The organism is Sporosarcina pasteurii, from assembly GCF_041295575.1.
GTDB classification, from domain to species: domain Bacteria; phylum Bacillota; class Bacilli; order Bacillales_A; family Planococcaceae; genus Sporosarcina; species Sporosarcina pasteurii.
In genome coordinates this window covers 3,059,378-3,077,865 of the sequence record NZ_CP160452.1, presented here as the reverse complement: position 1 = coordinate 3,077,865, position 18,488 = coordinate 3,059,378, and the positions used below count along the sequence as shown (strand labels likewise).

The window sequence follows — 18,488 nt, the reverse complement described above, 5'->3', positions numbered from 1 at the left end:
GGTTGACCCTTACGTTACGTCATACCTTATAGTTGAAATTGAAGGGTGGTCAGGATGATGAAAGTAAAAGAAGTTGCAGAACTAACCGGCATCAGTGTGCGCACACTCCATCATTATGATGCCATCGGTTTATTGACGCCAGATGCTGTGACTGAAGCTGGATACCGGCTTTATTCAGATGATAATTTGGCAACACTACAGCAAATATTGTTTTTCCGTGAACTCGGCTTCCCTTTGATGAAAATAAAAGAACTGCTCGATAGTCCAACTTTCGATAGGCAAGAAGCTTTTGAACTGCAACATCAAATGTTGCTTGAAAAGCGGCGAAAATTGGACGAAATGATTGAGACGATCGAGAAAACAATCCAACAAGGAAAAGGAGAGCTTATTATGTCAAATGAAGAGAAATTTAAAGGTTTTGATTTTAATTCGAATCCATATGAACAAGAGGCAAGGGCGCGCTGGGGAGATAAGGCGGTAGACAAGGCGAATCAATTCACAAAAGAACAAGGCGATGCACTCGGCGAAGAAATGAACCGTATTTATTTCATGCTAGCCAAACTCCGCCATGAGTCACCTGAGTCCGAAGAGGCTCAAAAGGCAATTGGCGAATGGTACGACTTCCTTAACAAAATGGGCAACTACTCACCAGAAGCCTTCGCGGGACTGGGCCAAGTGTATGTAGATGATGAACGTTTTACAAAGAATATTGATCAGTTTGGAGAAGGGCTGGCGGTGTTTATGCGGGATGCGATGGCGGTGTATGCGCAAAAGTTAAAAGGGTGAATTGTATTAAAGTCTACTTTAGAAAATTAAAATCAGATCTTTGCAGAAAAAATGTACATTCGGATTTCCGGCGTTTCTCTGATTTTATAGGTCATTTGACAATTTAAACCATGTTTTGAGACGTAGTTTAAAAGTCGTCTGGTATTCGGCAGACGACTCATTCATTAATTTTCAGAATCAATCAGGCTCGCCTGAAAAAAGGTATGTTACAAAATACATTGTGCGAATGAAATTTTCGTACAATCTTGTCCATGAGCTATCGTCCTTTATTAGTGGATTTGAAGCGATTAAAACACTATGCATGCCAATATAGAGCTCTTTTTTTAGGGGGAAATAAAATTAGTGGAACTTATAAGTCGTTTCGCTTTGAAATGTTATCAATACAATACAAATGGCTATCTAATCTAATCATTATTGCGGTGTGGAATGCTTCTTGTGATACAGTACTCCAGGTCAAAGATGACTTCGCCACTACACGTTTCTGTGACTGGTGTTTCTGCTCCATGTTTAAAACATGCTATATCGAGTGATCTTAAACATTCGACAAAAATTGGGACGGATGCTCCAGGACTGACTGTAGCGACTAATGATGTACCGGCTATATCAGTGACCCGGACTTTCATGGAACAACCGCAAGCCGGCTTCCCCGTGTTTTTTACCACAACTAACCCGCTAAAATCAAGGTTCAACCGGCTTGTAAAATGGTTGTAATATCTACAATCGCAGGGTTGTGAAATAGGGTCGCAATGTTTAAAGCATCGTATTTCTTCTTGCTTTCGGCATAAATCAATTCCTTTAACTATATTTGTGTAGATTCTATCATTGCAATGTTCTTTATGCTGGTTGCATGATTCATCTGGTTCTTTTTCAAAACTGCTAGAGTGATCACAAAAATCTTTGCTGTCGCATTTGCAATTGTGTTTTCCGCAATTACCCGACTTGCAATGGTGCTTACCACAATCGTCTGACTTGCAATGGTGCTTACTGCAATCGTCCGACTTGCAATGGTGCTTACTGCAATCGTCCGACTTGCAATGGTGCTTACTGCAATCGTCCGACTTGCAATGGTGCTTACTGCAATCGTCCGACTTGCAATGGTGCTTACTGCAATCGTCCGACTTGCAATGGTGCTTACTGCAATCGTCTGACTTGCAATGGTGCTTACTGCAATCGTCCGACTTGCAACGGTGCTTACTGCAATCGTCCGACTTGCAATGGTGCTTACTGCAATCGTCTGACTTGCAATGGTACTTACCGCAATCATCCGACTTGCAATGGTGCTTTCCGTGACTTTCACAAGGATACTTTTCCTTTTCGCAGTTATCATGTTCAAACACCAATGTCGATTTTCCAATATAGTCATTTTCATTCGTGTATATTTTGGCGTTTCCCTCGTTACTATGGCATTGTTTACATCGTTCAGAGCCTCCCAAGCACCTTCGACATTTATCCGACTCGCAATGGTGCTTTTCGTTCTTTTCACAAGGATACTTTTCCTTTTCGTAGTTATCATGTTCAAACACCGATGTCGATTTTCCAATATAGTTATTTTCATTAATGTATATTATGGTGTTTTCCTCACTATTATGGCATTGTTTACATCGTTTAGAGCCTCCCAAGTCCCTTCGACATTTATTGCAACGTTTGGGAGTCCTCAAGCCCCTACGACATCGATTGCAGTTTTCAAATGCCCTACAACCGCAGGGTTTATTTATATAAAACATATAAATGCTTCCTCCTCATACCCTCAAGATATCATCAATATATGTATTATTAGGTTTCTGGACTCGGGCTAATTAATCAGTAAAGCATCTTTTGTGGGTTTTTATCTTGGATTGAATACCTATAATAACACTTGACAGGTCGTGAGTTATTTTCCGTAACTTTAAGCTAACTAAAAAAGAGAACCTATATCTGAGTGTTTCAAATAGGATTCTCTTTAAATGGTAGAAGGAATTACGCATATACCGGCTGTTGCATGGTTGTTTAGAATATAAATGGCTTAGTTAATATTTAGGACATATTAACAAAGTTTAGATGCGCAATACTCAAGGTCAAAAATTATTTCACCACTGCATATGTCTTCTGCGACCGCTGGTGGGGTCTCAGGAGTATTACATCTAATTTGAAGGTTTATTAACCCTTCAACGAATATTGGGAATGATGCGCCGGGGTTAAGTGTTGCAACTTGCTCAGTACCGGCTCTATCAGTAACAAGAACGTCCATGGTACAGTTGCTTGCTGTCACTGTGTTTGTAACTACGACTAAACCACTAAATTCAAAGTTTGTTCTGCTCCTAAAATAGCTATAGGGTGTTTCATCACACGGCTGTGAAATAGGCTGGCAATGTTTAAAGCATCTTAACTCATTTCTTTTTTTGCACAAATTGAACCCTTTTACTCTATCTGGACAAAAGTCCTTTTCTTCATGCCAATGTTTCTTAGGCATCTCACATTTTTCATGTTTATAATGTTCCATTTTTGGATACTCTCCCATCTTTTTTCTACACATACATTTTTCCTTGTCCTGACAGCTACACTGCTTACCTTCTGAATGATTAATTATCAAGCTTTTTCCTCCTTTGGTTTATGTTTCATAACAATATATGTCCCATTGTCTTTTGCGTACAGGCTAACCAATCAATATAAGTAGCCTGTTAAATCGTACCTAGTATTTGACTGCCTACAGTAAATCCGCTAATAGCACACAATGAGAAGACACAAATCTCGGTTGGATTGGTAATGTCGTTTACAAAATAGGCTAGACAGTCTTTTACTGTTAGTAGATAGAGAGGGAGTGGGGTAGTTTGTCCCTGAAGCAAAACATTTAGGAGTAATCCATAATCTACTGTACACCTTAACTCATCTCCGATACCTGATGCGCAACAAGGACAAACACATGTCTTTTTCTTTTCTTGGCAGGAGCTCTCCTCTAAATTTTCATTAGTCTGTTGGAGTAGAAATTCAAAGACATTTGATACTTCAGGTGTATCATCTGTATCTGTCGCGCATATACCTGCAACATCACACAATTGCACTACTGTATTCGGGACAGGTGTAGCCTGATCGGCAAGTCTAAATCTAAGGGTTGAACAATCTACTAGATTCGTGATAATTTGTCCTTCAGACGGATTCGCCAAACCATTCATCGTGCTGAAGTAAATGTCGATTTCTTGATCGGCAGGATTTACTAAAGTAGTTTGGAAATTCCGAACCCTTCTTAATAAATCTGCTAGGTTTCGGACACAACAATTACAATCTTTTGGACATTTATCTTCTTTATTCTTCTGGCAATTGCATTTTCCCACTTTATCTCCTCCTTGCTTTTTATTATTATTTTTCTCAAAGAAGTCATCTGGAAAAACAATAATAGGCTTACAATCGCCGCACTGTAAATTCACATTGACTCCATCTACTTCCACTGGAGTAGAAATGGTCTGGCTATTTTCCATGGTTTGATCACCATGTCTTTGGGCTTGTAACTGAGGACCTTGTGTTTGGTCTTGGTCTTCTGTTTGGTCTTGTATTTGTGTTTGTTCTTGTATTTCGACTTGACTTTGTGTTTGAGGTCCTTGGGTTTGATTTCCCTGAGTCTGAGGTCCTTGCTCTTGTTCCTGGGTTTGTGGGCCTTGTCTTTGCCCTTCTTGAAGTTGTTCTTGATGTTGAGGTCCTTGTTCTTGCTCGAGTCCGCCTTGTTCTTGTTGTTGTTGTTGTTTCTGTTCTCCAATGGATTGGCATTGCGGATTATGTTCAGAAAATGATTGTTCGCAATGTTCATTTGATTCCTGGTTAACCGTATCTAGGGTGCAAGAGTCTACACAAGTACAAAACCTTTGTTGCTTAAAACACTCCTTACATAATCCATAGTTATCACTCATAATTAACACCACCTTTCAGTAGTATCTTATGAAAATGGGAACTGAAATGAGTGGACAAATAGTCCACGTGCAAAAAAAAGTATCTGATAGTTGAAGTCAGCTTTATTTTAAGGCAGTGAGGCGTGATGTTTTTTAAGATTCGGTCTCTTACTAAAGCGATTCAATCGTATTTTTAAAAAATAAACTTGTTTCACGAATCTTAGCTTAAAAAATTCCATACCAAAAGAAGCTTTTTTATTTTCGCATTTTTAAAACGAACGTGAGATAATAAGAAAAAAGATGAATGGATGAAAACATGACAAAAACAATAGACGTACAGTTAAATGCAAAAGCGGTAGCCGAGTTAAAGAAAGGCTATCCATTGATTTTAAAAGACGCGGTTTTGAATCCTCAAGTGTTAAAAGAAGAAGGCAGCATTATCAAACTTGTCGATAGAAACTGGCGCTTTGTCGCAAAAGGTTATTACGGTGTGCAAAATAAAGGAATTGGTTGGGTGCTGACACGCAAAGAAAATGAAGCCATTGACTTTGATTTTTTCAAGTCACGTATTGCAGCAGCACTTAAAAGACGTGAATCTTTATTCGAAGATGCTGACACGACAGCTTTCCGTGTTTTCAACGGAGAAGGCGATGGTATTGGTGGGTTGACAATCGATTATTACGACGGATATTACGTGGTTAGCTGGTATAGTGAAGGGATTTATTCGCTGAAGCATCATATTTATAATGTGCTAGAAAAAATTGTCGAGTACAAAGCTGTTTATGAAAAGAAACGCTTTGATACGAAAGGTCAGTATATTGAACAAGACGATTTTGTGAAAGGTGAGCCTGGCGATTTCCCGATTATCGTCAAAGAAAATGGGATGAACTTTGCCGTTGATTTAAACGACGGTGCGATGACGGGGATTTTCCTTGATCAACGTGATGTGCGAAAAGCGATTCACGATAAGTATGCTGAAGGGCGAACTGTATTGAATACATTTTCATACACGGGTGCATTTTCAGTTGCGGCATCGCTTGGGGGCGCTGCAAAAACAGTTAGCGTTGATCTTGCAAGTAGAAGTGAATCTAAAACGATTGAACAGTTCAGTGTGAATGGTATTGACTATGAACAGCAAGAAATCCGTGTGATGGATGTTTTCGATTATTTCCGTTATGCGAAACGCCATGAATTGAAATTCGGTCTTGTGATTCTGGATCCGCCAAGTTTTGCACGTTCTAAGAAATATACGTTTAGTACAGCAAGGAATTATCCGGAGTTAGTGAAAGACGCCATTGCGGTGACGGAGAAAAATGGCTTTATCGTAGCTTCCACGAATAATGCTTCATTTGGCATGAAACGCTTCAAGACATTTATTGACAGAGCCTTTAAAGAAACAAATACAAGGTATAAAATTTTAGAAGAATCCTCACTACCGAGAGACTTCCGTTCAAATCGAGATTTTCCTGAGTTTAACTATTTAAAAGTTGTTATCTTACAAAAGCTAAATTAAAAACTGTCCGTATTGGTATAGCGCCAATGCGGATTTTTTTTGTAATTTTAACGCACTTGTTAGATAATTAAAAGACTAAATTGATAGGTAGAATAGGAGAGAGAAAGTTGGTTGAGGCAATTATCCACGGCGTTATTTTAGCATTCGGCTTAATTATTCCACTAGGGGCTCAAAATGTATTTGTGTTCAATCAGGGGGCTTTGCAACCAAAGTTTAGAAAAGCATTGCCTGTCGTGATTACAGCGGGCATCAGCGATACGATTTTAATTGTAGCAGCAGTATCAGGGGTTTCTTTACTAATTTTAACGTTCAGTTGGTTGGAAAATATTATATTCTCGATAGGGATTATTTTTTTATTATATATGGGTGTAGTATTGTGGCGGACAAAAGTTTCCACGAACGATTTAGAGGGCCAATCTTTTTCAATGAAAAGACAAATCCTATTTGCGGCATCCGTTTCACTTTTAAATCCACACGCTTTATTAGATACGATCGGTGTCATTGGGACGAATTCTTTAAGCTACATAGGGGATGCTAAAATTGCTTTTACCCTTACGACCATCTTTGTTTCGTGGATTTGGTTTATTGGGCTTGCCCTGTCGGGACGGTACTTCGGAAAACTGGATAAGAGCGGAAAGCTAATGACCTTGTTAAATAAAGTATCCGCCCTTGTCGTTTTTGGCGTTGCCGTGTATATGGCTTTGAAGCTTTATAGTAATTTGGCTTAATTAACTATCTTTGAAGTTTTGTTAAATCTGCATTCAATTTTTTTGCTTGCTGCCTGAAGTATATATAGAAACACGTCCAAATGACGGCGTAGAAAATGACGAACATCAGAATGGTGATGAAGAAACTAATCCATGTAAAAGGAATCCAGCCGAATCCGAAAGCGAGTAAAAAATATAAGATGAAAAGTGTCACGAAATGCAGTGCGGTTTGCTGTGACAATTTTAAAGATGGAATTTCAAAGTAAAGTGGACTGACCGCAGAGAACCAACCGCATAAGATGGAGCCAATTGAGTTTTTTATAAATAAAGCACCGTCTAACGTTTCGCGTCCTTCAAAAATGACAATGGCGTTTGTAAAGAGGACTGCGAGGAAGGCTCCGAAGAAAATCCCGATTATACTTCTGAATAAAAATGTTTTCATTTCATTTACCTCCTGTTCATTTGTAATGCATTTTTGATGTCTTTTACGTAAGTTCTCGAAACATATTCTTTGGCCCCAGATTTAAAATGGACGCAAAGTGTTCCATTAAAGGAAGCTTCAAATCGACTAAGTTCATATAAATTGGCAATCACAGATTTTGATAATCGAATAAACTGATGAGTTGGGAGAAGTTCCTCCAATTCATACAGTCTTTCCCTTAGTTGGAATGAGCCTTTCTTGGTAACAGCAATGACTTTTTCGTTTTCTGTATGGCAATAGTGAATTTCATTTGGTTTGATAATATGTTGCATGTCACCTTCTTTTCCAATTAAGAACTTTGTTGTCCTTCCTTTAATAAATGTTAAGACTTCCTGGACATCCTCGGTTAACTCGGGACATTCTATGGTAACTAACGTTTCATCAAAACGACTGTCAATGTCTAAAGAAACTTTCAACTTGTTTCGCCCCTTTCATGAAACTTTTTTATACGTTCATAATGTTCGTCTAATGTCCCACCAACTCCTTCCTGTTACTGTACTTCTATCATATCCGGATGGATTGCTATCGTCTGCATCATTTAGGTAACTGGTAGAACTAATCCGGTCACATGTAGAATATCTGCGGTGAAATACATGTACTATCATATGTTGGACAGTACATTAGAACTGAAAAGGAAAATCGAATGGATATGTCGAAGAAGTATCGGAAGAAAAAATGGAATGAATTCAAACAAAGAAGAAGGTTCTTTGTATGAAAAAATAGAGGATGAATGTAAAAGCGCTACTACATACTTGGATTGGGGCGGTCAAAATGTTCATTAGGCTTGCAGAACCTAGCGATGCTGGGAAATTGGTAAGTTTGATAGCAGAAGTAGAGCAGTCAAACTTTATGTTATTTGGTCCTGGTGAAAGGAAAATCACAGTCGAACAACAAGAGAAACACATTGAAGTCATGAAAAGACAAGAAACTTCAGCTATTTTTATTGCAGAAGAAGAAGCGCGGTTATTAGGGTACTTGTTTGCAATTGGCAAAAATCCTGCGCGCACCAAGCATTCGGTCTATGTAGTCATTGGCATCGCTGAACAGGCTAGAGAAAAAGGAGTAGGCACAAAGCTGTTTACAGCGTTGGAAAAGTGGGCAATCGAGCAAGAGATTCATCGGTTGGAATTAACGGTGATGACCCATAATGAAGCTGGCATCGCTCTATATAAGAAAATGGGATTTGAAATTGAAGGTACGAAAAGACATTCTTTATGGATAGATGGAAAATATATTGATGAATATTATATAGCGAAGCTTTTATAGTTTTTCCGAAGAGGGGGGGAAGTAATGAAATCAATTACTGGTTTATTCATCATAATGGCTTTGATTCATCTCATTTGGTTAACAAATATCACTTTATTAAAGAGTGAATATAACGGTATTGCAATGTGGTTAAGTACAGGATTATTTATCGCAGGAACCGCGTTTTATATAGCGAACAGAAGGTCTGAAGAAGATCAATAAAGGGGATGTTCAAGTGATCTTAGGATTAAAAAAGGGAGAAATTAATTTAGTAGAACCGCAAGTGGGTTGGATTGAAGAATTTCATAAAACACAAAAAGAGATCCATAGAGCGGCTCGTATTGCCGTGACTAGAATTGAACATATCGGCAGCACCTCTATTAAAGGAATCAAGGCGAAGCCGATGATTGACTTTGTTGTCGGCGTAGAAGATATACATCATGTTCCGGCATTTTTGAAAAGTTGCGGGATATTGGATTTTACCGGCTACGTGTCGAGCTTGAAGATGAGATTGTGCTCGCGCGATTTACCGATAAAACATTTGATGTTAAAACCCATATTATTCATCTAGTCGATTACCAAGGGAAGAAGTGGAATGATTTCATTGATTTCCGAAATAAACTTAATGCATCCAAACCGTTAAGGGAAGAATATGAGTCGATCAAATTGAGTTTTATCGAGAATAAGTCAGGCGATATGAATGACTATACAAATTATAAAGAGCAATTTGTTTTGGGTGTATTGGCGATGAATTGAATTGATGAAAGTTACATAATAGAATTGGATTACTATTATATCGAGCATTTGGTGTGATAGGGTGGAGGTTTCAGTCTCGGTACTATCTAAATATACAAAGATAAAAAAAGGAACCTCTCGCAGTTGTGAGAGGTTTCTATCCTTTGTATAACTTATTCAAGAACAAGTTCGTTTAAACAACTTCCTCGCCCTCGCGTCTAAAGTATCCAAAAATCCCTACTGTCTGAACGATATTCGTAAAGGCATTCGGATCTACTTCAGCGATAATCTTTTCCAAATCATACAACTCATAGCGTGTAATGACGAGATATAGCATATTATTCTCTTCTTTTGTATAAGCGCCTTTTGCAGGCAGAATCGTGATACCACGGACCATTTTTTCGTGGATGGCACATTGCAATTCGTCTGCTTTTCGCGTAATAATCATCGCTGTCACTTTTTCATGACGTGTATGAATAGCGTCAATGACGGCGGTTGTTACGTAAAGTGCGATGAGTGTATAGAGTGCATTTTCAGGTTCGTATAAAAAACCTGCAAGCACAATAATTACACCATTGAGCACTAAGAAATAGATTCCAATTGGCTTATCTTGTAAGCGTGATAATACCATTGCGACGATATCCATCCCGCCTGTTGAAGCTCCCCATTTTAAGGAAAGACCTATACCAATACCACTGACAACTCCACCTACAACCGTATTTAAAATAATATCATTGGATACAGAGATGATAGGTAATATTTCCAAGAAAAAGGTTGCACAAATAACAGAAACAATACTATAGATTGTAAAGCCTTTCCCAACTTTGTACCAACCTAATATAAAGACTGGAATGTTAAATAGGAATAGGAGAATTCCTGTACTCACATGCATACCTAAGAAATCTTCAAAAACACTGGATGTTAACTGTGCTGCCCCAGCAAACCCGCTTGCGTACACATTCGCATTAATTAAAAAGAAGTTTAGCGAAATGGCAAGTAAAAATGAGCCGAAAATCACGACAGCTATTCTTTTTGCTTCTATAAAAAACATAGGACAACTCCTTTAATTCTATTTTTAAAAACGCACCTTAACTTATTTATTTTATAATGATTGATGTAAAAGGCAAGCGTTTAGGTAGTGTTAATTTTTAAAAATACGATGTATATTTGTTTAGATAGTTTTGTTAACTCTTAGCGGGTTTATGAGTAGTGTGCGCTAATTGTTTAAGCGATTATACAATTGGTAGTTGAATACATATAAAAGTTATTCATTAGGAGAGTAAAGTAACAGGGAAGTTGAAACTTTAGCGGTTCGTATACCGTATGTATCATGAGGTGAATAAATTGTGGATATGTTTGAAAGACCGAAGTTAAAGTTGAAAATTAAATCATAGAATTGGTGCTAAACGTGATCACAATCATTTTATTCGTCGGAAGTCTTGTTTATTTATTCGTAAGTTGGTCGACCTTACCAGATGAAGTACCAGCGCATTATAATGCATTTGGAGAAGTAGACAGGTGGGACGTAAATCGGAAATGGTGATTCTTCCGATCATCGCGGCTATCCTGTGGATAGGTATGACGATTTTAGAGAAATACCCACATGTGTATAACTATGTCAACACACTCCACCTGAACGCAAGTCTTCGACTTTACGCTTTTCAGATGGAGCTTGTGTCGGCAATCCTAGATTACCGCCCGTTTAGCCCCCGCTAAACGAGTTTACACTTATATCTCTCCAGTAGTGCGAACGTACAAAGTACTCCTACCTTAAATTGAGGATATATCTGTATCTTATTTGATATAAGATACACAGGACGGTTGACTTCGCCCTTACGATGTCGGTCATGCCGAAATCGTACCGCCACGCAAGGTTTTCATACCTTTATCGTGGAGATTCATTGCGCCAATACGGTCATCATTTGATGTGTATGTGCAGTTTTTACAACAGAAAGTATGCGTTTTTTTATTGCGATTTGCTTTCCCTTTGTGTTCGCATTTTGGGCATGTTTGAGATGTATAAGCTGGGTTTACTATGATGACTAATTGTCCATTCATCGTTGCTTTATATGTTAACATTTCACGAAATTGATGGAATGCCAAAGACACGTGTACATATCTATTTTTAACGCATACTTTTTCAGTCGACTTACGTACACCTTTCAAATCTTCGAGCACAAAACAAGTCCCTCTTGGGTAGCGTTCAACGAGTGCCTTTGTGATTTGATGATTGACATCCGTCACATAACGGTTTTCTCTTGAACCAATTGCTTTTATTCTTGAACGTGCTGAAGCTGTTTGTTTTTTGGCTAGTTGTTTACGTAGTGCTTTATATTGACCGCGCTTCTGTTTGATTTGTTTGCCGCTAAAGAAGGTTGTTTTACCGTGGCTATCGTAAGAAGTTGCGAGAAAGTTTACACCGAGATCAATGCCGACTATATGATTTACATTGCGCAGTTTTAATTTCGCAAATTTTTTAGTCATGGGGATGTGGAGAAACCATTTGTTAAATTTCTGGACAAGTTTAGCCGTCCCAAATTTCCAAGTGCCATTAAAATAACGTTTCATTGCCTTTTTCTCAAACTTGAATTTTAACCGACAGCTTAAAGTGTTGACTGAAAAAACGTCTTGATTGAGCGAGTAATCGCGATTCCAAACGAGATCATATTCGGGCAGCCGAAAACGTACTTGGGACCACTTATGACCGTTTGATTTGGCGGATTTATATCTAGCAACGACCGTTCTCATAGCCGATTGTGCCATTTGGCTTTTTAATCCGAAGGTTTCCCGAAGGATTTTGTAGTAAAGATTGTTTAGATTGGCTAGATTTAGGACTCTCGTTTGAAAGATTTTTTTACTTAACCAATTACATGCTTGCCGATAAGCACTTGTTGTTGATTCGAGGATTTCAACGTCATGGTCAGGCACGTAAATTTGAATTTTAGCCGTAATTGTCGTCATTGGTGTTCACCCCATTTCAGTATGTTCTATTATAACATCGGCAGAGTATTGCGACAATGGAGAGGTGAACAAGCTAGAAATCTTTCGCTTGTCAGCGACGACAATTCCTCGCCACCTGAATTGTTGGCGCTAAAGCACCGTAACACAAATCAGACGGCATCTCCTTGTCGGAAGGGGATGAATTTAACGAAAGACAATTCTGAAGTGCAATAGTTGAATGGTCGACTTATGGTGAATGTGATAAAAAATATCATCACAATCATTTTTGCATATATAAATTGGAGCAACATTCAAGTGGCTTTGGGACGTCATGAATCACTTGGTGCATGGTTTACGCCTATGTTTTTTATTTGTATTTTTATCCCAATCGGGTATTTTATCTTTCGTTCGATTCGTTTGTCGAGGGAGTAGGGGAAAGGTGAGAAAGCTTTTAAAGTATAGTATGTCGTTTATCTTTGCGGTATTTTTCTTATACTTCATGGATATTTTGGAAGTCCCAACGCATATTTTCGCGCGTTTTATGCAGGTATTATTGTTGTTCAGCGGTGCTTTCATTATCTTGCGTCTTTTTGAAAGACGCAAGAACGGAGAGTGAAAAGCCATTTCTATCCATTTATAAGGAATGAAAATGGCTTATTTCATTTATCCTAACAATTTCGCTGCAATCATTCGGGCTTCGGCAATGTTTTTCGTTCCGTGAATCAGCATTCGTCCATCGCGGAACAAGACGATGCGGTGACTATCGAATTCAAAGGCAGCAAGATGTGGATTGTGGATGAGTTTCTGCACAATAGGTTCGACGGAATTCACGAATGTTTTTAATTCGACACGGCGGTTTGGCGGCCACGATAGTTGAACGGTATCACGTCCGCAGAGCACCGCAAAACGAGTAGATTCACGGGCCGATAAATAGGGGTATACCGATTCAGCAGAGCAGCTTGGGCAATTGTCTTTTTTCAAGCTTTCGACATTCATCGATGACCTTTCACCTGTCCATAAATTTGCAGATTCAAGTTTCGGCATAAATTCATTGCCCGTAATGTATTTAAGTACATCTGCAACTTGGCGGGCAGCAGTTGTGACGACGATTGGACTAATGACACCGACCGTATCGCAAGTTAATGACTGAGGTGGTAATGTTTCAAGTAAACAATGTAAGCACGGTTGCTCTTCTTTTATGCCAATCGGGAAAGTTAATCCGTAACTGCCTACGCAGGCCCCCATGAAAAAGGGGACGCCGCGTTTTAATGCAGCGTCATTCATAAGCAACCGCGTTTCAATATTATCGGTTGCATCCAAAATCACGTCATGTCCTTCAATTAACTCGAGTACATTTTCAGCTGTCACATCAACGACCATTCCTGATACATCCACATCCCCATTAATGCTTTTCAAACGTTTCTCCGCTGCCACTGCTTTCGGCAATTGATCGATAACGTCTTGTTCTGTATACAGTTGTTGACGGTGCAAATTGGTCCAATCAATGATATCTCGGTCAACAATGGTCACACGCTTAACGCCAGCGCGTACCAACATTTCTCCAGAGGAAGAACCAAGTGCGCCAGCCCCGAGAATAAAGATATTTGCTGCGCTAATTCGTTTTTGTCCTTCTATCCCAATCGGTGCGAACAGTTCTTGTCGTGAATAACGGCTATTCAATTTGGCAAGAGTCCTTCCATCGGACTGCTAGCTACTGCGTAGTCACGTTCAGGCATCCGTCCAGCCTCAAAACCAAGTCGTCCCGCTTCAATGGCAAGTTTCATCGCTTCTGCCATTTTCACTGGGTCCTTTGCTTCGGACACGGCCGTGTTTAATAAAACAGCATCCGCGCCGAGTTCCATCGCATAGGCTGCATCTTTTGGAGAACCAATGCCAGCATCAATAATGACAGGGACTTCCGACTGTTCGATAATAAAGGACAAATTCAGTGGGTTTAATATGCCGCGACCTGATCCGATAGGCGCTGCACCCGGCATGATGGCATTGACACCCATTTCACATAATCTGCGGGCAAGTACAACGTCATCAGATGTATAGGGAAGTACGATAAAACCTTCATCCAATAACATTTCTGTGGCACGTAACGTTTCAACTGGGTCTGGCAACAAGGAGTGGTCACAGCCAATAATTTCTACCTTAACCATGTCACATAAACCAGATGCCTTTGCCAGTTTTGCGATACGTACAGCTTCCTCAGCTGTTTTTGCACCAGCGGTATTTGGAAGCAAAGTATATTTTGATAAATCAAGTTGTTCTAAGAAATTTGGTTGTGATGGTTCAAAAACGTTCATTCGACGGACTGCGAATGTTAAAATTTCTGCTTCAGAAACACGAACAGCTTCTTTTTGAGTTTCAAATGATGGGTATTTACCAGTCCCTAACAATAATCTCGATGAAAATGAATGATTTCCTATTTTAAGCATGTTCATCCGCCTCCTACAAAGTGAATAATTTCGATCTGATCACGGTCCATAATCGGTTGATCATAAGCGCTTTTATTGAGAATGTTTTTATTCAATTCCACAATTAAAATTCTTTCCTCGAGATTTAAGTGTTCGAGCAATTGCTGGACACTTTCAACGTCTTTTGGGATTTCTTGTGTGTTCCCATTTAGTTCAATTGTTTTAGTCATTGATAATCCCCCTCTATGTATGAATGGCATCATAATACTCTTTGGCGATGTTTTTCGGATGTTCGCTTTCAAATATAGTAGACATTATCGCCACGCCTGCAATCCCTACTTCTCTTAATCGTTCGATATGACTTGGTCGAATGCCGCCAATCGCGTAGACAGGAATGGTTAGCGATGAAACAATTCGCCGCAAGTCATCGGTTCCGCGTGGTTGCAATCCAGGCTTTGAATTTGTTTTAAACAAATGACCATATAACACAGACTCTGCGCCATCCGCCTCAGCAACTATCGCTTCTTCAAGTGAGTGGACGGATTTTCCGAATAATAGCGCTGGATACTGCCGCATTAAATCAGGAAGTGGTAATCCGCCTGGCAGTTGTACTTTATCAATTTGTTCGGTATTTGCAATAGTAGGTTTTCCGTGGACAATCATTTTCTTTACGTTAAAATTTACTTCCTTAAGCTTTTGAATTAATTTCAAGATCTCTGTATCCGTTTTCGACTTTTCTCTTAAAATAACTGCGTCAATATACGGTTCAATCGCTAGTAATGTTTGAATTAATTCATCTATCGACATACGGTCATTCGTCACTGCAATGAGCTTCATCATATCCTCCTTTACACAAAAAAGACTACTTCCGCAGTAGGAAAGTAGTCGTCAAAGACAGTATTAATACATAAATAATCTGACGGCCACTTCCCTACGCAGGTCCAAACCTGTTCAGGTAATAAGGGTATCAGAGTTGTACTCTTCTCTCAGTCCTTTTCAAGGATTCCCCTAATGGTCAATGTTATGTTGAATTTTCAATCTACTATTAGTGTAGCATAGAGTCTTTTTGAATGAAAGAAAGGAGTAGGAATTACTGGAAAAGCAAGAAAATGGTTAGTTGCTTTCAAAGTATTAAAAAACCACCCTGTATGGATGGCTTTTAAGCGATTAGACGAGTAGTAAACTATCTAAATCTAAAATCTCTATTTTGCTGGGTGTATGTTGTCGAATCCATCCAGCCTCTTCAAAGTCAGCTAGTTTTCGACTGACTGTTTCGGGTGTTGTCCCAAGATGAGAAGCGAGGTCTTTCCGACTCATCGGCAGTGTAATGCGTTTACTTTTCGTTTCCTCTACTACATCCGCAAGGTACATCGCGATTCTTGTTTCGGTGGATTCCAACGCAATGCTTGCCGCCTGCTTTTCGGTTTTTGACAATCTCGTTGAAAACTCAGTGAGGACTTTTAAGGAAATTGCGGGATATTTCAATAAAAACTGTTGGAAATCTTTTCTTCCCATCACACATAATTCTACAGGTTCCATCGCTTCTGCATAGGCATCGTGCACGGATTCAGAGAATAAAGAAAGTTCTCCAGTGAAATCACCTGGTTCTAGAATACGCACAAGTTGTTCTTTGCCAGTGTCTGATAAACGATAGATTTTCACCCGTCCCTTATGAACGATATACAGCCCATCTGACGGTTCATTTGCTCGATAAATTGTATGGCCTCGTGGATGCTTTACAGAATTTGTAGTTTTGACAATCTCACTCATTTCGGCAGTTGTTAAATGGTTAAAAATCGGCACAATAGAGATGCACATTTTCTGCATCTCCACGGCTCTATGTTCGCAATGATTGTTTTCTGTCAACCTTCTCCACCTCATTCAGTTTGCAGTATTGGCGTCGCAGTCTCTTTTTTACCGTTCTTGTTATTATAACGCATTAATCGAACAGCGTTAAGAATAACTAGAAGCACACTTAGTTCGTGAATGAGCATACCTGATGCTAAAAATACTTTTCCGAGTAGGACACCTGCCAGTAAGATGACAACTGTTCCTACCGCAAAGAATGTGTTCTGTCGCATATTACGTACAGTGGCTTTTGCTAAAGAATAGGCGTGTGAAAACTGGTCGAGTCGGTCTGCCATTAAAACAACATCCGCAGTTTCCATTGAAATATCCGTTCCGCCTTCGCCCATTGCAAGCCCGATATCGGCAGTCGCGATGGCTGGTGCATCATTAATACCGTCTCCTGCCATAGCAACACGGTGACCCGCATTTTTTAACTTTTGGACCATGGCTACTTTGTCTTCAGGTAGTAGTTCCGCATATACCGCGTCAAAGTCAAGTTGCTTGCCAACAAGTTCAGCAGTATGTCGATTATCACCTGTTAACATAATGATTTGTTTGATGCCGTTTGCGCGTAACTCTTGTAGTGCGCTTGTGGCTTCGGGACGAATTTGATCTACGATGGAGATGATTCCCGCGATGGTTCCGTCAATAGCTGCAAAAATTGCTGTGTTTCCAGACTTTTCACGTTCTACCGCATAAGCTTCAACTTCGTTGGAAATCGCAATGCCATTGGTGCGCATCAGTTTTCGATTTCCGATTACGAGTGTTTGCCCCTCAATATCTGCGCGAATGCCGTTCCCTTCAATCACTTCTGCATTTTGGGGTTCATTCACAAGAATAAGATTTCGTCTCTTTGCTTCTCTTACAATGGTTTGGCCGAGATGGTGTTCAGAAATCATTTCAGCTTCGGCAACAACACGTAGTAAATCGTTTTCTTTGCGGCTAAATGTATGGATGTCCGTTACTTCAGGACGTCCGCGTGTCAAAGTACCCGTTTTATCAAATACGACTGTGTCGATTTTACCGAGACTTTCCATAATTTCTCCACCTTTAATCAAGGCACCATTACGGGCACCATTACCGATCCCCGCAACAATGGAGACGGGTGCAGAAATAACAAGTGCACCAGGACAAGCGACAACTAAGAAAGTAAGCGTCATTTCAATGTTTCTTGTGAATAAATAAACGAGAATGGACATGACGACAATTGCTGGTGTGTAGATATTTGCAAATCGGTCAAGAAACTTTTGTGTTTTAGACTTTGTTTCCTGTGCATCTTCGATGAGTTCGATAATGCGTGCGAAAGTTGTATCATCCCCAACACGGTCGGCAAGTACTTCGATAAATCCATTTTCTAAAATAGAACTACTAAATACACGGTCATTTTTCGTTTTCGTTACCGGTACAGATTCACCAGTAATTGCAGATTCATTTAAAGTGGCTTTACCGGAAATAATTTCTCCGTCAATCGCTACTTTTTCACCTGAACGGACGATGACGCGATCTCCTTCTTCTACGTCATCGACGGAAATAGTCATCGTTTCTCCGTCACGTAAAACCGTTGCCTCAACAGGCGCCATATCGATCAATGAACGAAGGGAAGAACGTGTTTTTTCTAATGTCCGTACTTCTAAATATGCACCGAATAGGAATAAAAAGGTTACTGCTGCTGATTCAACGTACTCTCCAATAAACAAAGCACCGACAACAGCGATGGTTACGAGCAATTCAATACTAAATGTTTTCATCCGAATTGCTTGAAACGCTTTAATGGCAATTGGCGTACCTGCAATTACCGTCGATATAATAAGTGTCCCTTGCCGCCATTCATGCAAGCCCCCGAGGTGGAGACCAATCGCGATAAGAAGTAAAGCCCCCGTGATGGCGGTAATTTGAGAGGTCCTTCTAGCATTCATCATTTATCCCACCTTTTAATGTTTGTTATGAAAATTG

At 39.6% G+C, this 18,488-nt stretch carries 20 protein-coding genes, 1 pseudogene and 1 riboswitch; of the genes and pseudogenes, 9 read left to right on the top strand and 12 right to left on the bottom strand.

Features of this window, described 5'->3' with window-relative positions; genetic code table 11:
* Window positions 1–57: 57 nt before the first annotated feature.
* Together AB1H92_RS14910 and AB1H92_RS14900 are read left to right on the top strand one after the other, a co-directional pair.
* Window positions 58–786: a MerR family transcriptional regulator gene (locus AB1H92_RS14910; RefSeq protein ID WP_115363558.1), complete on the top strand. Its 729-nt coding sequence runs from the start codon at window positions 58–60 to the stop codon at window positions 784–786.
* An 897-nt stretch (window positions 787–1,683) separates the two neighbouring features.
* Entirely contained in the window at window positions 1,684–2,076 is a 393-nt protein-coding gene (locus AB1H92_RS14900) for a pentapeptide repeat-containing protein (protein WP_115363557.1), read from the top strand.
* Between the two features lie 733 nt (window positions 2,077–2,809).
* Here the strand turns inward: AB1H92_RS14900 and AB1H92_RS14895 are convergent.
* Window positions 2,810–3,355, bottom strand: a complete 546-nt coding sequence (locus tag AB1H92_RS14895; RefSeq protein WP_115363556.1) for an S-Ena type endospore appendage — start codon at window positions 3,353–3,355, stop codon at window positions 2,810–2,812.
* 88 nt (window positions 3,356–3,443) lie between these two features.
* Complete coding sequence (locus AB1H92_RS14890; protein ID WP_115363555.1) at window positions 3,444–4,664, bottom strand: hypothetical protein; 1,221 nt, start codon at window positions 4,662–4,664, stop codon at window positions 3,444–3,446.
* Between the two features lie 295 nt (window positions 4,665–4,959).
* On the opposite strand from AB1H92_RS14890, the gene AB1H92_RS14885 reads away from it, so the two are divergent.
* Together AB1H92_RS14885 and AB1H92_RS14880 are read left to right on the top strand one after the other, a co-directional pair.
* Window positions 4,960–6,156, top strand: a complete 1,197-nt coding sequence (locus AB1H92_RS14885; RefSeq protein ID WP_115364189.1) for a class I SAM-dependent rRNA methyltransferase — start codon at window positions 4,960–4,962, stop codon at window positions 6,154–6,156.
* Between the two features lie 107 nt (window positions 6,157–6,263).
* The gene (locus tag AB1H92_RS14880) at window positions 6,264–6,884 is read left to right on the top strand and encodes a LysE/ArgO family amino acid transporter (protein ID WP_115363553.1); all 621 of its coding nucleotides are present in this window, start codon (window positions 6,264–6,266) and stop codon (window positions 6,882–6,884) included.
* A gap of 4 nt (window positions 6,885–6,888) precedes the next feature.
* Here the strand turns inward: AB1H92_RS14880 and AB1H92_RS14875 are convergent, their stop codons facing one another.
* Window positions 6,889–7,305: a DUF3021 domain-containing protein gene (locus AB1H92_RS14875; protein ID WP_115363552.1), complete on the bottom strand. Its 417-nt coding sequence runs from the start codon at window positions 7,303–7,305 to the stop codon at window positions 6,889–6,891.
* Window positions 7,306–7,310: 5 nt separating this feature from the next.
* Window positions 7,311–7,760 carry a LytTR family DNA-binding domain-containing protein gene (locus tag AB1H92_RS14870; RefSeq protein ID WP_115363550.1) on the bottom strand — a complete coding sequence of 150 codons (450 nt, stop codon included), beginning with the start codon at window positions 7,758–7,760 and terminating at the stop codon, window positions 7,311–7,313.
* A gap of 355 nt (window positions 7,761–8,115) precedes the next feature.
* On the opposite strand from AB1H92_RS14870, the gene AB1H92_RS14865 reads away from it, so the two are divergent.
* From AB1H92_RS14865 to AB1H92_RS14855, 3 genes and pseudogenes are all read left to right on the top strand, one after another.
* Window positions 8,116–8,610 carry a GNAT family N-acetyltransferase gene (locus AB1H92_RS14865; RefSeq protein ID WP_115363546.1) on the top strand — a complete coding sequence of 165 codons (495 nt, stop codon included), beginning with the start codon at window positions 8,116–8,118 and terminating at the stop codon, window positions 8,608–8,610.
* A gap of 24 nt (window positions 8,611–8,634) precedes the next feature.
* Window positions 8,635–8,811 (top strand): hypothetical protein, encoded by a 177-nt coding sequence (locus AB1H92_RS14860; RefSeq protein WP_166739573.1) that lies wholly within the window; start codon window positions 8,635–8,637, stop codon window positions 8,809–8,811.
* A gap of 13 nt (window positions 8,812–8,824) precedes the next feature.
* Window positions 8,825–9,345 (top strand): annotated as a pseudogene (locus AB1H92_RS14855) (GrpB family protein).
* Window positions 9,346–9,517: 172 nt separating this feature from the next.
* On the opposite strand, the gene AB1H92_RS14850 reads toward AB1H92_RS14855, so the two are convergent.
* Window positions 9,518–10,375, bottom strand: a complete 858-nt coding sequence (locus tag AB1H92_RS14850) for a YitT family protein (protein WP_115363541.1) — start codon at window positions 10,373–10,375, stop codon at window positions 9,518–9,520.
* A gap of 357 nt (window positions 10,376–10,732) precedes the next feature.
* Here AB1H92_RS14850 and AB1H92_RS14845 point away from each other — a divergent pair, with 357 nt between their 5' ends.
* The gene (locus AB1H92_RS14845) at window positions 10,733–10,867 is read left to right on the top strand and encodes a DUF1648 domain-containing protein (RefSeq protein WP_166739575.1); all 135 of its coding nucleotides are present in this window, start codon (window positions 10,733–10,735) and stop codon (window positions 10,865–10,867) included.
* A gap of 302 nt (window positions 10,868–11,169) precedes the next feature.
* Here the strand turns inward: AB1H92_RS14845 and AB1H92_RS14840 are convergent, their stop codons facing one another.
* Window positions 11,170–12,285 carry an RNA-guided endonuclease TnpB family protein gene (locus AB1H92_RS14840; protein ID WP_115363537.1) on the bottom strand — a complete coding sequence of 372 codons (1,116 nt, stop codon included), beginning with the start codon at window positions 12,283–12,285 and terminating at the stop codon, window positions 11,170–11,172.
* Window positions 12,286–12,703: 418 nt separating this feature from the next.
* Between AB1H92_RS14840 and AB1H92_RS14835 the strand changes: the two genes are divergently transcribed.
* Window positions 12,704–12,880 carry a hypothetical protein gene (locus AB1H92_RS14835; protein WP_166739576.1) on the top strand — a complete coding sequence of 59 codons (177 nt, stop codon included), beginning with the start codon at window positions 12,704–12,706 and terminating at the stop codon, window positions 12,878–12,880.
* A 47-nt stretch (window positions 12,881–12,927) separates the two neighbouring features.
* On the opposite strand, the gene AB1H92_RS14830 is transcribed toward AB1H92_RS14835, so the two are convergent.
* The 6 genes from AB1H92_RS14830 to AB1H92_RS14805 form a co-directional block, all read right to left on the bottom strand.
* Window positions 12,928–13,944 carry a ThiF family adenylyltransferase gene (locus tag AB1H92_RS14830; protein WP_115363535.1) on the bottom strand — a complete coding sequence of 339 codons (1,017 nt, stop codon included), beginning with the start codon at window positions 13,942–13,944 and terminating at the stop codon, window positions 12,928–12,930.
* A complete protein-coding gene (locus tag AB1H92_RS14825; RefSeq protein WP_115363533.1) occupies window positions 13,941–14,708 on the bottom strand; it encodes a thiazole synthase in 768 nt (255 codons plus the stop codon). The genes AB1H92_RS14830 and AB1H92_RS14825 overlap by 4 nt, the downstream gene beginning before the upstream one ends.
* Window positions 14,709–14,710: 2 nt before the next feature.
* Window positions 14,711–14,917 carry a sulfur carrier protein ThiS gene (gene thiS, locus AB1H92_RS14820; RefSeq protein ID WP_115363531.1) on the bottom strand — a complete coding sequence of 69 codons (207 nt, stop codon included), beginning with the start codon at window positions 14,915–14,917 and terminating at the stop codon, window positions 14,711–14,713.
* 13 nt (window positions 14,918–14,930) lie between these two features.
* Window positions 14,931–15,527, bottom strand: coding sequence for a thiamine phosphate synthase (locus AB1H92_RS14815; RefSeq protein ID WP_115363529.1), 597 nt, complete (start codon window positions 15,525–15,527; stop codon window positions 14,931–14,933).
* A gap of 71 nt (window positions 15,528–15,598) precedes the next feature.
* Window positions 15,599–15,707, bottom strand: a riboswitch (TPP riboswitch).
* A 147-nt stretch (window positions 15,708–15,854) separates the two neighbouring features.
* A complete protein-coding gene (locus tag AB1H92_RS14810; RefSeq protein WP_243835636.1) occupies window positions 15,855–16,553 on the bottom strand; it encodes a Crp/Fnr family transcriptional regulator in 699 nt (232 codons plus the stop codon).
* Window positions 16,554–16,564: 11 nt separating this feature from the next.
* Entirely contained in the window at window positions 16,565–18,451 is a 1,887-nt protein-coding gene (locus AB1H92_RS14805) for a cation-translocating P-type ATPase (protein ID WP_115363525.1), read from the bottom strand.
* Between the last annotated feature and the right edge of the window lie 37 nt (window positions 18,452–18,488).

Bases quoted from the DNA above. Each gene is read 5' to 3' on its own strand.
- AB1H92_RS14840 (WP_115363537.1), bottom strand. From the start codon at position 12,285: ATGACGACAATTACGGCTAAAATTCAAATTTACGTGCCTGACCATGAC.
- AB1H92_RS14850 (WP_115363541.1), bottom strand. From the start codon at position 10,375: ATGTTTTTTATAGAAGCAAAAAGAATAGCTGTCGTGATTTTCGGCTCA.
- AB1H92_RS14885 (WP_115364189.1), top strand. From the start codon at position 4,960: ATGACAAAAACAATAGACGTACAGTTAAATGCAAAAGCGGTAGCCGAG.
- AB1H92_RS14890 (WP_115363555.1), bottom strand. From the start codon at position 4,664: ATGAGTGATAACTATGGATTATGTAAGGAGTGTTTTAAGCAACAAAGG.
- AB1H92_RS14815 (WP_115363529.1), bottom strand. From the start codon at position 15,527: ATGATGAAGCTCATTGCAGTGACGAATGACCGTATGTCGATAGATGAA.
- thiS (WP_115363531.1), bottom strand. From the start codon at position 14,917: ATGACTAAAACAATTGAACTAAATGGGAACACACAAGAAATCCCAAAA.
- AB1H92_RS14805 (WP_115363525.1), bottom strand. From the start codon at position 18,451: ATGAATGCTAGAAGGACCTCTCAAATTACCGCCATCACGGGGGCTTTA.
- AB1H92_RS14875 (WP_115363552.1), bottom strand. From the start codon at position 7,305: ATGAAAACATTTTTATTCAGAAGTATAATCGGGATTTTCTTCGGAGCC.
- AB1H92_RS14910 (WP_115363558.1), top strand. From the start codon at position 58: ATGAAAGTAAAAGAAGTTGCAGAACTAACCGGCATCAGTGTGCGCACA.
- AB1H92_RS14825 (WP_115363533.1), bottom strand. From the start codon at position 14,708: ATGCTTAAAATAGGAAATCATTCATTTTCATCGAGATTATTGTTAGGG.
- AB1H92_RS14860 (WP_166739573.1), top strand. From the start codon at position 8,635: ATGAAATCAATTACTGGTTTATTCATCATAATGGCTTTGATTCATCTC.
- AB1H92_RS14865 (WP_115363546.1), top strand. From the start codon at position 8,116: ATGTTCATTAGGCTTGCAGAACCTAGCGATGCTGGGAAATTGGTAAGT.